General features: G+C 57.5%; 8 protein-coding genes. 5 read left to right on the forward strand and 3 right to left on the reverse strand.

Annotation, left to right across the window (positions count from 1 at the left end):
* Positions 1-32 precede the first annotated feature (32 nt).
* From argE to gldA, 5 genes are all read left to right on the forward strand, one after another.
* Positions 33-1,184, forward strand: coding sequence for an acetylornithine deacetylase (gene argE, locus N2K86_RS21855; RefSeq protein WP_059355514.1), 1,152 nt, complete (start codon positions 33-35; stop codon positions 1,182-1,184).
* A gap of 270 nt (positions 1,185-1,454) precedes the next feature.
* On the forward strand, positions 1,455-4,106 hold the full coding sequence (gene ppc / locus N2K86_RS21860) for a phosphoenolpyruvate carboxylase (protein WP_260659948.1): 2,652 nt from the start codon (positions 1,455-1,457) through the stop codon (positions 4,104-4,106).
* Positions 4,107-4,199: 93 nt separating this feature from the next.
* Positions 4,200-4,964: a helix-turn-helix transcriptional regulator gene (locus N2K86_RS21865; RefSeq protein WP_260659949.1), complete on the forward strand. Its 765-nt coding sequence runs from the start codon at positions 4,200-4,202 to the stop codon at positions 4,962-4,964.
* Positions 4,965-5,092: 128 nt separating this feature from the next.
* Entirely contained in the window at positions 5,093-5,755 is a 663-nt protein-coding gene (fsa, locus tag N2K86_RS21870; RefSeq protein ID WP_260659950.1) for a fructose-6-phosphate aldolase, read from the forward strand.
* 12 nt (positions 5,756-5,767) lie between these two features.
* Positions 5,768-6,871 carry a bifunctional L-1,2-propanediol dehydrogenase/glycerol dehydrogenase gene (gene gldA / locus N2K86_RS21875; protein WP_260659951.1) on the forward strand — a complete coding sequence of 368 codons (1,104 nt, stop codon included), beginning with the start codon at positions 5,768-5,770 and terminating at the stop codon, positions 6,869-6,871.
* A gap of 91 nt (positions 6,872-6,962) precedes the next feature.
* Here gldA and katG read toward each other — a convergent pair whose 3' ends face one another.
* The 3 genes from katG to N2K86_RS21890 form a co-directional block, all read right to left on the reverse strand.
* Positions 6,963-9,143 (reverse strand): catalase/peroxidase HPI, encoded by a 2,181-nt coding sequence (gene katG, locus N2K86_RS21880; protein ID WP_260661745.1) that lies wholly within the window; start codon positions 9,141-9,143, stop codon positions 6,963-6,965.
* A 207-nt stretch (positions 9,144-9,350) separates the two neighbouring features.
* Entirely contained in the window at positions 9,351-10,241 is an 891-nt protein-coding gene (metF, locus tag N2K86_RS21885; RefSeq protein WP_260659952.1) for a methylenetetrahydrofolate reductase, read from the reverse strand.
* 227 nt (positions 10,242-10,468) lie between these two features.
* The gene (locus N2K86_RS21890; RefSeq protein WP_260659953.1) at positions 10,469-12,901 is read right to left on the reverse strand and encodes a bifunctional aspartate kinase/homoserine dehydrogenase II; all 2,433 of its coding nucleotides are present in this window, start codon (positions 12,899-12,901) and stop codon (positions 10,469-10,471) included.
* Position 12,902 lies beyond the last annotated feature (1 nt).

Here is a 12,902-nt window from a genome sequence, read left to right on the forward strand (position 1 = left end):
TTGATACTATCACGACCTAAGGTGTGTCAACAATGAAAATGAACTTACCGCCATTTATCGAGATCTACCGCGCCCTGATTGCCACTCCGTCCATCAGCGCAACGGAAGAAGCGCTGGATCAGAGCAATGAGTCTTTAATCAATCTGCTGGCGGGTTGGTTTAGCGATCTTGGGTTTAACGTTGAGGTTCAGCCCGTCCCCGGAACACGTCACAAATTCAACCTGCTCGCCAGCACCGGTACCGGTGCTGGCGGCCTGCTGCTGGCCGGTCATACCGACACCGTTCCCTTTGACGATGGCCGCTGGACGCGCGACCCGTTCACCCTGACCGAGCACGACAATAAGCTCTATGGCCTGGGTACCGCCGACATGAAAGGCTTCTTCGCCTTTATCCTCGACGCGCTGCGTGACGTGGACGTGACGAAACTGAAAAAACCACTCTACATTCTGGCGACCGCCGATGAAGAGACCAGCATGGCGGGCGCGCGCTACTTCTCTGAAAACACATCGATTCGCCCGGATTGCGCGATCATCGGCGAGCCGACGTCTCTGCAACCGATTCGCGCCCATAAAGGCCACATTTCTACTGCCGTGCGCGTGCTCGGCCAGTCCGGCCACTCCAGCGATCCGGCACGTGGGGTGAATGCCATCGAACTGATGCATGACGCCATCGGCCGCATCATGGCCCTGCGCGACGACCTGAAAGAGCGCTATCACTACGAGGCGTTCACCGTGCCGTATCCGACGCTGAACCTCGGCAGCCTGCACGGCGGCGATGCCTCGAACCGCATTTGCGCCTGCTGCGAACTGCATATGGACATCCGCCCACTGCCGGGCATGACCCTGAGCGATCTCGACGGTCTGCTGAATGAAGCGCTGGCCCCGGTGAGCGAACGCTGGCCGGGTCGTCTGACGGTTTCGGAACTGCATCCGCCGATCCCGGGCTATGAGTGCCCGCCGGATCACCAGCTGGTCCAGGTGGTGGAAAAACTGCTCGGCGAAAAAACCGACGTGGTGAACTACTGCACCGAAGCGCCGTTTATTCAGACCCTGTGCCCGACGCTGGTGCTCGGCCCCGGCTCTATCAACCAGGCCCACCAGCCGGATGAATATCTGGAAACCCGCTTCATCAAACCTACCCGCGAACTGATTACCCAGGTTGTCCATCACTTCTGCTGGCATTAAAACGCACCGAACAGTCCCCTCTCCCTGTGGGAGAGGGTTAGGGTGAGGGCAACAAATCGCATGATCTCCGTCACATTCCCATAAGCATCTCTTATCTGACGCAAAGCGAATTAAATTTCGTAAATTGCCCACATTTATTCGTTTGCTGAACCGTTTTCGCAGCAATTGACGACGGGGGTTTTACGTGGCTTTATAAAGGGAGATGACAAAATAATGTCCAAAAGATTTTCGATTGGGCATAAACAAAAATGATGGGGTGACTGGGTTTTTATGAACGAACAATATTCCGCGTTGCGTAGTAATGTCAGTATGCTCGGCAAAGTGCTTGGAGATACCATCAAAGATGCGTTGGGGGAAAACATCCTCGACCGCGTTGAAACCATCCGCAAGCTGTCTAAATCTTCCCGTGCCGGTAACGAAGCCAATCGTCAGGAGCTGCTCACCACCTTGCAGAACCTGTCAAATGATGAGCTGCTACCCGTTGCACGCGCATTCAGCCAGTTCCTGAATCTGGCCAACACCGCTGAGCAATACCACAGCATTTCGCCCAACGGCGAAGCTGCCAGCAACCCGGAAGTCATTGCCCGTACGCTTCGTAAACTCAAAGACCAGCCCAATCTCAACGAAGCCACCATCAAAAAAGCAGTGGAATCTCTTTCGCTGGAGCTGGTGCTGACCGCTCACCCAACCGAGATCACTCGTCGTACGCTGATCCACAAAATGGTGGAAGTGAACAACTGTCTGAAGCAGTTAGACAACAAAGACATCGCCGACTACGAGCGCAATCAGCTGATGCGCCGTCTGCGCCAGCTTATTGCCCAGTCCTGGCATACCGATGAAATTCGTAAGCATCGCCCAAGCCCGGTCGACGAAGCCAAATGGGGTTTTGCGGTAGTGGAAAACAGCCTGTGGGAAGGGATACCAAACTACCTGCGCGAGCTAAACGAACAGCTGGAAGAGAACCTGGGCTACCGCCTGCCGGTCGATTTTGTTCCGGTGCGCTTCACCTCCTGGATGGGCGGTGACCGCGACGGCAACCCCAACGTAACAGCGGAAATCACCCGCCACGTCCTGCTGCTGAGCCGCTGGAAAGCGACCGATCTGTTCCTGAAAGATATTCAGGTACTGATCTCCGAGCTGTCGATGGTTGAAGCAACGCCGGAACTGCGCGCGCTGGCAGGGGAAGAAGGTGCCAGCGAGCCGTACCGTTTCCTGATGAAAAAACTGCGTGGTCAGCTAATGGCGACTCAGGCCTGGCTGGAAGCACGCCTCAAAGGCCAGCGCCTGCCGAAACCAGAAGGTCTGCTCAGCCAGAACGAGCAGCTCTGGGATCCACTGTACGCCTGTTACCAGTCGCTTCAGGCCTGTGGCATGGGCATCATCGCCAACGGCGAACTGCTCGACACCCTTCGCCGCGTGAAGTGTTTCGGCGTGCCGCTGGTGCGTATCGATGTGCGTCAGGAAAGTACCCGTCATACTGAAGCGCTGGGTGAACTGACCCGCTATCTCGGCATCGGCGATTATGAAAGCTGGTCCGAAGCCGACAAGCAGGCCTTCCTGATCCGCGAACTGAATTCCAAGCGCCCTCTCCTGCCGCGCAACTGGGAACCAAGCAACGACACGCGTGAAGTGCTCAATACCTGTAAGGCGATCGTGGACGCGCCGAAAGGATCGGTGGCCGCCTATGTGATCTCCATGGCGAAAACCCCGTCCGACGTGCTGGGCGTTCACCTCCTGCTGAAAGAAGCCGGTATCGACTACGCTCTGCCGGTCGCGCCACTCTTTGAAACCCTCGACGACCTGAACAACGCCAACGACGTGATGACGCAGCTGCTGAACATCGACTGGTATCGCGGCTTTATTCAGGGCAAACAGATGGTGATGATCGGCTATTCCGACTCCGCAAAAGACGCGGGCGTGATGGCGGCATCCTGGGCACAGTATCAGGCGCAGGATGCACTGATCAAAACCTGCGAGAAAGCCGGTATTGAGTTGACCCTTTTCCACGGACGCGGTGGCTCAATCGGCCGTGGCGGCGCGCCTGCTCACGCGGCACTGCTGTCACAACCACCGGGAAGCCTGAAAGGCGGCCTGCGCGTCACCGAACAGGGCGAGATGATCCGCTTTAAATACGGTCTGCCGGAAGTGACCATCAGCAGCCTGTCGCTCTACACCAGCGCCATTCTGGAAGCGAACCTGCTGCCGCCGCCGGAACCGAAAGAATCCTGGTGTCGCATCATGGACGAGCTGTCAGACATCTCCTGCGATCTGTACCGCGGCTACGTGCGTGAAAACAAAGATTTCGTGCCTTACTTCCGCTCGGCAACCCCTGAACAGGAGCTGGGTAAACTGCCGCTGGGCTCGCGCCCGGCCAAACGTCGCCCAACCGGTGGCGTCGAGTCTCTGCGTGCAATTCCGTGGATCTTCGCCTGGACGCAAAACCGTCTGATGCTGCCCGCCTGGCTGGGTGCCGGTGCCGCACTGCAGAAAGTGGTGGAAGACGGCAAGCAAAATGAACTGGAAACCATGTGCCGCGACTGGCCGTTCTTCTCTACCCGCCTGGGCATGCTTGAGATGGTCTTCTCGAAAGCTGACCTGTGGCTGGCGGAATACTACGATCAGCGTCTGGTGAAACCTGAGCTGTGGACGCTGGGTAAAGAGCTGCGGGAACTGCTGGAAGGCGACATCAAAGTGGTGCTGGATATCGCCAACGACTCACACCTGATGGAAGACCTGCCATGGATTGCCGAATCTATCCAGCTGCGTAATATCTACACCGACCCGCTTAACGTCCTGCAGGCAGAGCTGCTGCACCGTTCGCGTCTGGCGGAAGAGGAAGGTAAAGAGCCGGATCCACGCGTTGAACAGGCGCTGATGGTGACGATTGCAGGCGTTGCGGCAGGTATGCGTAACACCGGCTAATGCTTTACGCCCGGCGGCGCTGCGCTTGCACGGGCCTACGATAAGTAGGCCGGGTAAGCGCAGCGCCGCCCGGCAAATTTCGGTAGTCTCCTTATGCATTTCGATATCACCCAGATTTTGACTGACCTGGTGAACCGCACGTTACCGCTGGGTCAGATTCATTTCCTGGCCCCATCCGATAAGCAACGTCGTACATCCCCCTGCCTTGTCATTATCCTTGATACCCCCTGCGAGGCGTTATTTTCGTCATTCGGAGACGTCACTCATCCCCCTTCTGATACTCTGAGCGTACACTTCGGTAAGCAGCAGCTTACAATCGAGCTACGGCGCGACAATGTGCTCTTACAACAATTACAGGTTGCCCGACGTGGCCCGCGAACGGGGGCTTTTCTTCTGCAAACGCTCACCGAATTACAGATGCAGCCTGAGGAGCAAGACACAGCAGGACTGGTGGTTTTAAGCCTGCTCAGCCACTGTCGGGACCTGCTTGGCAGCGACATTCACACCGACAACCGCAGCCGGGCACTATTCGAAGCCGTTCGGCGCTATATCGAAGAAAATTATGCCTCTTTGTTAACCCGGGAATCCGTGGCGCAGGCGTTCTACATCTCACCAAACTACCTTTCCCATCTTTTTCAGAAAGTCGGCAGCGTCGGATTTAATGAGTATCTGACGCATACGCGTCTGGAACATGCGCGCCAACTGCTGAAAGGCTACGATCTCAAAATTAAAGATATCGCCACACGCTGCGGGTTTACGGACAGCAACTACTTTTGCCGTCTCTTTCGCAAGCACACCGAACGTTCCCCTTCCGAATATCGACGCCAGTATCACAGCCAGCTGATCGCCAAAAAGTAGCATTGTGATCGCTCTCTCACTTCGCCAGAGACATTACATTTGTCCAGTATTTGGCAAAATTGACCTGTATCCGCCTCGCCTGAGCGCGCCTTATCCTTTATTCAACCTTTCTGACTTAAGGAAAAATAATGGAACTGTATCTGGATACCGCCGACGTCGCGGAAGTTGAACGCCTGGCGCGCATTTTTCCCATTGCGGGCGTTACCACCAACCCAAGCATTATCGCTGCCAGCCGCGAATCCATCTGGGAGGTGCTCCCGCGTCTGCAAAAAGCCATTGGACCAGAAGGCACGCTGTTTGCCCAAACCATGAGCCGCGACGCAGAAGGCATGGTGGCGGAAGCTAAACGCCTGAGTAATGCCATACCGGACATCGTGGTGAAAATCCCTGTCACGGCTGAGGGACTTACCGCGATCAAGGCGCTAAAAAAGGAGGGTATTACCACGCTGGGTACTGCCGTTTATAGCGCCGCACAGGGTTTGTTCGCCGCGCTGGCGGGAGCGAAATATGTCGCCCCCTATGTCAACCGCGTTGATGCTCAGGGTGGTGACGGCATTCGCATGGTCCAGGAGCTACAATCCCTGCTGGAACTGCACGCACCGGAAAGCAGAGTGCTCGCCGCCAGCTTCAAAACGCCGCGCCAGGCGCTGGACTGCCTTCTCGCCGGATGTGAAGCAATCACACTTCCTTTAGATGTAGCGCAACAAATGCTCGGCACCCCGGCGGTAGAGTCAGCCATAGAGAAGTTCGAACAGGACTGGAAAAACGCGTTTGGTAACCTCAACCTCTAAGGGAGAACTGTTATGGACCGTATCATTCAATCACCTGGGAAATACATCCAGGGTGCTGATGTGCTTACCCGTCTCGGCGACTATCTGAAACCACTGGCACAGCGCTGGCTGGTTGTCGGCGATAAATTTGTGCTGGGTTTTGCCGAAGAAACCCTGCACAAGAGTTTCAAAAATGCCGGACTCCACGTAGAAATTGCGCCATTTGGTGGCGAATGTTCACAAAATGAAATCGATCGCCTGAAAAAGCTGGCCGACAGCGCCGACTGCATGGCGGTGCTGGGCATTGGCGGCGGTAAAACGCTGGATACCGCCAAAGCGCTTGCCCACTTTATGGATGTGCCGGTCGCCATTGCGCCAACTATCGCCTCCACCGATGCGCCGTGCAGCGCCCTTTCCGTGATTTATACCGACAGCGGCGAGTTCGATCGCTACCTGATGCTGCCGCACAACCCGAACATGGTCATCGTCGACACCAAAGTGGTGGCTGGCGCACCGGCACGGCTGCTGGCCGCCGGGATTGGCGATGCGCTGGCGACCTGGTTTGAAGCACGCGCCTGCTCGCGCAGCGGGGCAACCACCATGGCGGGCGGCAAGTGCACACAGGCGGCGTTAGCGCTGGCCGAGCTGTGCTACAACACGCTGGTTGAAGAGGGTGAAAAGGCGATGCTGGCAGCGGAACAGCACGTGGTGACGCCTGCTCTGGAACGCATTATCGAAGCGAATACCTATCTTAGCGGTGTCGGTTTTGAAAGTGGTGGGTTGGCAGCGGCACACGCTATTCATAATGGCATGACCGCGGTGCCGGATGCGCATCACTTCTACCACGGGGAAAAAGTGGCGTTTGGCACGCTGACGCAGCTGGTGCTGGAAAACGCGCCGGTAGAAGAGATCGAAACCGTCGCGGCACTTTGTCACAGCGTAGGGCTGCCGATCACCCTGGCGCAGTTGAACATCAAAGAGGATATTCCGGCCAAAATGCGACTGATCGCGGAAGCCTCCTGTGCCGAAGGGGAAACTATTCACAACATGCCGGGCGGCGTCACGCCGGATCAAGTGTATGCGGCGCTGCTGGTCGCGGACCAGTACGGACAGCGATTCTTGCAAGAGTGGGAGTAATGAAAAAGCCGGGTGGCGCTGCGCTTACCCGGCCTACGAATGACACGCTTTTGTAGGCCGGGTAAGGCGTAGCCGCCACCCGGCACAAGGGTTACTGCAGGTCAAACCGATCCAGATCCATCACCTTCGCCCATGCCGCTACGAAGTCACGAACGAACTTCTCGCTGGCATCGCTGCTGGCGTAAACCTCAGCCAGCGCGCGCAGGACAGCGTTGGAACCGAAGACCAGGTCGGCACGGGTGGCGGTGTATTTCACTTCACCGCTGGTGCGGTCGCTACCGGCAAACAGTTCGTTTGATTCGTCGGTCGCTTTCCACTGGGTGTTCATATCCAGCAGGTTCACGAAGAAATAGTTGCTCAGCACGCCCTCACGGTTGGTGAACACGCCATTCTTGCTGCCATCGAAGTTGGCACCCAGCACGCGCAGGCCACCGATCAGCACCGTCAGCTCAGGCGCGGTCAGCGTCAGCTGCTGGGCTTTGTCGATCAGCAGTGACTCGGTGGTAGACACATCCACCTGCGCACGGTAGTTGCGGAAGCCGTCGGCAATCGGTTCGAGCAGGTTAAACATCTCGATATCCGTCTGATCCTGACGCGCATCCACACGGCCCGGCGTGAACGGTACGTTGACGTAAACGCCTGCGGCTTTCGCAGCTTGCTCCACGCCCACGACGCCCGCCAGCACGATGATATCGGCCAGAGAGGCTTTGTTGGTGGTGCGCTGAATAGCTTCCAGGGCCGGTAACGCGCGAACCGCTGCGGCGTTAACATCCCAGTCGCGCTGAGGTGCCAGCGCCAGACGGGCGCCGTTAGCGCCGCCGCGCTTATCGCCACCGCGGAAGGTTGAAGCTGACGCCCAGGCAACCGAAACCAGTTCGCTCACGGACAGACCGGATGCCACAATTTCCGCCTTCAGGCTTTCAATGTCTTCTTTCGAAGGATTAAACACCGCCTGCGGCAGCGGGTCCTGCCAGATCAGATCTTCTTTCGGCACTTCCGGGCCGATGTACCGCGCTTTTGGCCCCATATCGCGGTGGGTCAGCTTGAACCACGCACGCGCAAAGGCTTCGTTGAAGGCCTGCGGATCGTTCAGGAAACGGCGGGAAATTTTCTCGAATTCCGGATCAAAACGCAGCGTCAGGTCGGTGACCAGCATGGTTGGTTTGCGTTTTTTCGACGGGTCGAACGGGTCAGGCATGATTTCCGGTGCATCCACGGCTTCAAACTGAATCGCCCCTGCCGGGCTGCGGGTCTGTACCCATTCGTATTTGAACAGGTTCTCAAAGAAGTAGTTGCTCCACTGGGTCGGGGTTTGCGACCAGATGACTTCCAGACCGGAGGTAATGGCATCTGCGCCAACGCCCGTGCCGTGCGTGCTGGCCCAGCCCAGGCCCTGCGCTTCAATTGGCGAGGCTTCCGGATCGGTACCCACGTGCGTGGCTTCACCCGCGCCGTGCGTTTTGCCGAGAGTGTGTCCGCCCGCAATCAGCGCCACGGTCTCTTCATCGTTCATGCCCATGTTGCCGAAGGTCGCGCGAATTGCCGCCGCAGCAGACAGAGGTTCACCGCTGGCGTTTGGCCCTTCCGGGTTAACGTAGATCAAGCCCATTTCGGTAGCGGCGAGAGGTCGCTTCGCCAGCGCTTCCGGGTCACGGTGGGTCAGCCAGGCTTTTTCATCGCCCCAGTTCACGTCCAGATCCGGCTCCCAGACGTCTTCACGCCCGGCGCCAAAACCAAAGGTGCGGAAGCCGGAGTTCTCCAGCGCCACGTTACCCGCGAGGATAAACAGGTCAGCCCAGGAAATTTTTTGTCCGTATTTTTGCTTGATAGGCCACAGAAGGCGGCGCGCCTTATCCAGGCTCACGTTATCAGGCCAGGAGTTCAGCGGTGCAAAGCGCTGTTGACCGCGTCCGGCACCGCCGCGTCCGTCAACGGAGCGATAGGTACCCGCGCCGTGCCAGGCCATACGAATAAACAGGCCCGCATAGCTGCCCCAGTCGGCAGGCCACCACGGTTGGGAGTCGGTTAAAAGTGCTTTGAGGTCGCCTTTAAGGGCGGAGTAATCAAGCTTGCTAAATTCTTTGCGGTAGTCGAAGTCTTCACCCAGTGGGTTCGAACGATTGGAATGTTGGCTAAGAAGATCGATGCGGAGTTGTTTTGGCCACCATTCTTTGCTGCCGGTACCTGCACCCGCGCTGTGATCGACGCCGCCCTGATGGAACGGACATTTGCCGACTGATGCCGCGTTATTGGTCTCGTCTGACGTGCTCATCATTATGCTCCCTTTGCTGTGTTACCGTTACGATATACGCTCTTGTTGATAAGGTATAGTTGAGATAATCCACAGATTCGATAGTTAATTCCGTTTAATTACGCCTGGAAAATATATGACTTTCCTGCGTGCATGCAGCATCACCCATACGCCAGAAAAATAATACCCTCTTAAATCAAAAAACCCTCCGAAGAGGGCCTTTAATTGTTACACGCCTGGTCTGACGCCGAGCGTGTGGCAAATGGCGTAACTCATCTCTGCACGGTTCAGCGTGTAGAAGTGGAAATCCTTCACCCCTTCACGACTTAAGATCTTCACCATGTCCATAGCGATATTTGCGCCCACCAGCTTGCGTGTTTCCGGGTCATCGTCCAGACCCTCGTACATTTTAGACATCCACAGCGGAATGCGCACGTTGGTCATATCGGCAAATTTCTTCGCCTGTTTGAAATTAGAGACCGGCAAAATGCCTGGGATAATTTCGACGTCGATACCCGCAGAAACGCAGCGGTCACGGAAGCGCAGGTAGCTTTCCACATCAAAGAAGAACTGGGTAATGGCGCGGTTCGCGCCGGCGTCCACTTTACGCTTGAGGTTAAGCAGATCGGCCTGGGCGCTTTTCGCTTCCGGATGCACTTCAGGATAAGCAGCAACGGAGATATCAAAGTCAGCCACGTCTTTCAGCAGCGCGACCAGATCGGCGGCGTACATGTCCGGCTTGCCACTCCCCGGCGGTAGGTCGCCGCGCAGGGCGACAATATGACGAATGCCGTTATTCCAGTAATCCTGGGCGATAGCCCGCAGCTCCTCGCGGGTGGCGTCAATGCAGGTGAGGTGCGGAGCCGCTTCCAGACCGGTACGATCTTTGATGCCTTTAATGATGCTGTGCGTACGGTCACGCTCGCCGGAGTTCGCACCGTAAGTCACAGAGACAAACTTCGGTTTCAGGCTGCTGAGACGATCGATAGAGCTCCAGAGGGTTTGCTCCATTTCACTGGTGCGCGGCGGGAAAAATTCAAAAGAGACGTTAATCTGGCCGTTTACTTCGGCCAGGCTCTGATTCAGGGCTTCCCGCTGGTTGGCGTGAAAAAAGCTCATACCTTACCTCTATCTATCGCGTGTCATTGTTTGTTGTGTTGTGAACTTCTATACGTTTAGACGTCCAGATGTAAAAATGACGGAAAAGCGGAGTGACGTCAACATAAATAATCAACAATAACGGTGAGGTTTGTTCAGGGAAGATGAAGGGAATTCATGATGAGGGTGAAGTGCGGTCTGATGCCCTCACCCTAACCCTCTCCCACGGGGAGAGGGAACAGGCCAGATTACAGCAGCTTAGCCAGACGGTTAATGTCGGACTGGATCGCCCCAGCGGTGACATCGCGTCCCGCGCCCGGACCACGGATCACCAATGGGTTATCGCGGTACCAGCGGCTTTCGATAGCGAAGACGTTATCGCACGGCAGCAGCGCCGCCAGCGGGTGTTCAGGACGCACCGCTTCCACACCCACGCGCGCTTTACCGTTCGCCTCGAAACGCGCCACGTAGCGCAGCACCAGGCCCATCTCGTTGGCGGCTTCCAGACGCTGTACCATCTGCTCGTTCAGCTCATCACCGTTTTCGAAGAAGTGATCCACAGACCCTTCCTCACAGCCAGCGGGCACCAGCGATTCAACACGCACCTGACCCGGTTCGATGTCGTAGCCCGCTTCACGCGCCAGGATCACCAGCTTACGCATCACGTCTTTCCCGGCAAGGTCCACGCGCGGATCGGGCTCGGTTAAGCCCTGCTGCCATGCCTGATCCACCAGGTCGGTGAAGGGCACGGTACCGTCGAACTGCAGGAACAGCCAGGAGAGCGTACCGGAGAAGATACCGCTCAGCGCCAGAATGCTGTCGCCGCTTTCAATCAGGTCACGCACGGTATGGTTAACCGGCAGCCCCGCGCCAACGGTGGCGTTGTACAGCCAGTGACGACCGGTTTTTTCAAACGCGTCGTGGATCTGACGGTATTTATCGGTGCTGCTCGCTCCCGCCAGCTTGTTGGCGCTGATGACGTGGAAGCCGTGGCTGGCGAAATCCAGATACTGATCCGCAAGCTGCTCGCTGGCGGTCACGTCCAGCACTACCAGATCGTCATACGGGTGCGCGCGCATCCACAGGAACAGCGACTCTTCATCCTGCTCAACGGCTTCATCATTAAAGAAGGCAAGCGCGCGGCTGGCGTCCAGCCCTTCGTAATTCAACAGGCTACGGCGGCTGTCCACCACGCCAGCAAGAATAAATTCAAATCCGGTACGCGCGGAGAGCGTTTCCTGCTCGCGGGCGAACAGTTCAAGCCAGCGGGAACCGATGTTCCCTTTCCCGAACAGCACCAGGCCGATACGTTTTTCTGCGCGGAACAGGGAGGTGTGAAGGCCCTGAATCAGGCTCTCGGTTGGCCCTTTACGCAGGACGGCAACCAGGCTGATGCCCTCTTCCGACTGCCAGGTAAACTCCACCGGCTGGCCTTTCAGCTGCTGCCAGAAGCGGTGGCAGTGCAGCGGGTTACGGGTGACGCCCGCGCCCACCATCGCCACCAGCGCCAGACCCTGACGCAGGCGAAGCTCGCCCGGCAGGCCCGCTTCATCCAGAATCTTCAGCGCGCTGTCCGCCACTTCTGCGGTATAGCAGAACTGCAGCAGTTGGCGGTCGTTGTGAACACCAACGGCCAGCGGGCGCACCTGAGCACGTTTGAGGATCAGGTCGATATCTTTATGCGCCAGCTTGAAGTCCTGGCCCGCCGGCACCTGGAACTCAATCAGGCAGATGTCGTCGTGGCTGGTGACAATACGCGCGCCCGTACCGGAGGCCAGCACGCGCTCGATGCGGGTGGAACCCTGATCCGGCGTGTAGCTACAGCGTAGTTGCAGGTCGATATCGCTACCGGAAACCGGCTGCAGCGTGCGGGCGTGCAGCACCGGGGCCGCCAGACGCGCCAGCTCGCTCGCTTCGTCGAGACGCAGCAGCGGCAGCAGGCAAGCATCTTTTACTTTGCGCGGGTCCGCGCTGTAGACACCGGCCACGTCGCTCCAGATGGTGACGCGGGACACGCCCGCCAGCGCACCAATTTGCGTTGCCGAGTAGTCCGAGCCGTTACGACCCAGCAGCACGGTTTCGCCCGCGTTGCTGCGGCTGATAAAGCCGGTCACTACAATGCGTTTGCCCGGATGCTGCACCAGAAGCTGTTGCAGCAGCGGATAAGACAACCCTTCATCCACCTGAGGCTGCGCGGCGCGTTCGGCACGCAGGAAATCACGCGCGTCGAGCCAGGCCGCCTCCACGCCCAGGTGTTGCAGAACGGCGGCCATCAGGCGTGCGGACCACACTTCACCGTGACCGACCACTTCGGCATACACCGCATCGGTAATACCGCTGTCCAGCAGGGCAGCCAGACGCTCAAGATCGTGCGTAAAGGCGCTAATCAGCCCGTCCGCCACGTCCGCTGGCAGCAGGCCAGAAATCAGCTCGCTCTGGTAACGACGTAAAGACTGTTGCACCTGATGCGCAGAAAGGCGATCGGTCTGGCTTAGTTTCAGCCAGCTAATCAGCTGGTTGGTGGTGCTGCCCGCCGCCGAGACAACCATCATGTCACCCGGCTGTGAATACTCGGTCATGATCCCTGCAACGCGCAGGTAACACTTCACATCAGCAAGACTACTACCACCAAACTTGTGCAGCTGACGACCCTTCGCCCCTGCCTGCGCTATCACACTCATG

This window comes from Enterobacter mori (assembly GCF_025244905.1).
Classification (GTDB): Bacteria; Pseudomonadota; Gammaproteobacteria; order Enterobacterales; family Enterobacteriaceae; genus Enterobacter; species Enterobacter mori_A.

Excerpts from the sequence above, each read along its gene's own strand:
- fsa (WP_260659950.1), top strand. The coding sequence starts at position 5,093 with ATGGAACTGTATCTGGATACCGCCGACGTCGCGGAAGTTGAACGCCTG.
- ppc (WP_260659948.1), top strand. The coding sequence starts at position 1,455 with ATGAACGAACAATATTCCGCGTTGCGTAGTAATGTCAGTATGCTCGGC.
- N2K86_RS21890 (WP_260659953.1), bottom strand. The coding sequence starts at position 12,901 with ATGAGTGTGATAGCGCAGGCAGGGGCGAAGGGTCGTCAGCTGCACAAG.
- gldA (WP_260659951.1), top strand. The coding sequence starts at position 5,768 with ATGGACCGTATCATTCAATCACCTGGGAAATACATCCAGGGTGCTGAT.
- argE (WP_059355514.1), top strand. The coding sequence starts at position 33 with ATGAAAATGAACTTACCGCCATTTATCGAGATCTACCGCGCCCTGATT.
- metF (WP_260659952.1), bottom strand. The coding sequence starts at position 10,241 with ATGAGCTTTTTTCACGCCAACCAGCGGGAAGCCCTGAATCAGAGCCTG.
- katG (WP_260661745.1), bottom strand. The coding sequence starts at position 9,143 with ATGAGCACGTCAGACGAGACCAATAACGCGGCATCAGTCGGCAAATGT.
- N2K86_RS21865 (WP_260659949.1), top strand. The coding sequence starts at position 4,200 with ATGCATTTCGATATCACCCAGATTTTGACTGACCTGGTGAACCGCACG.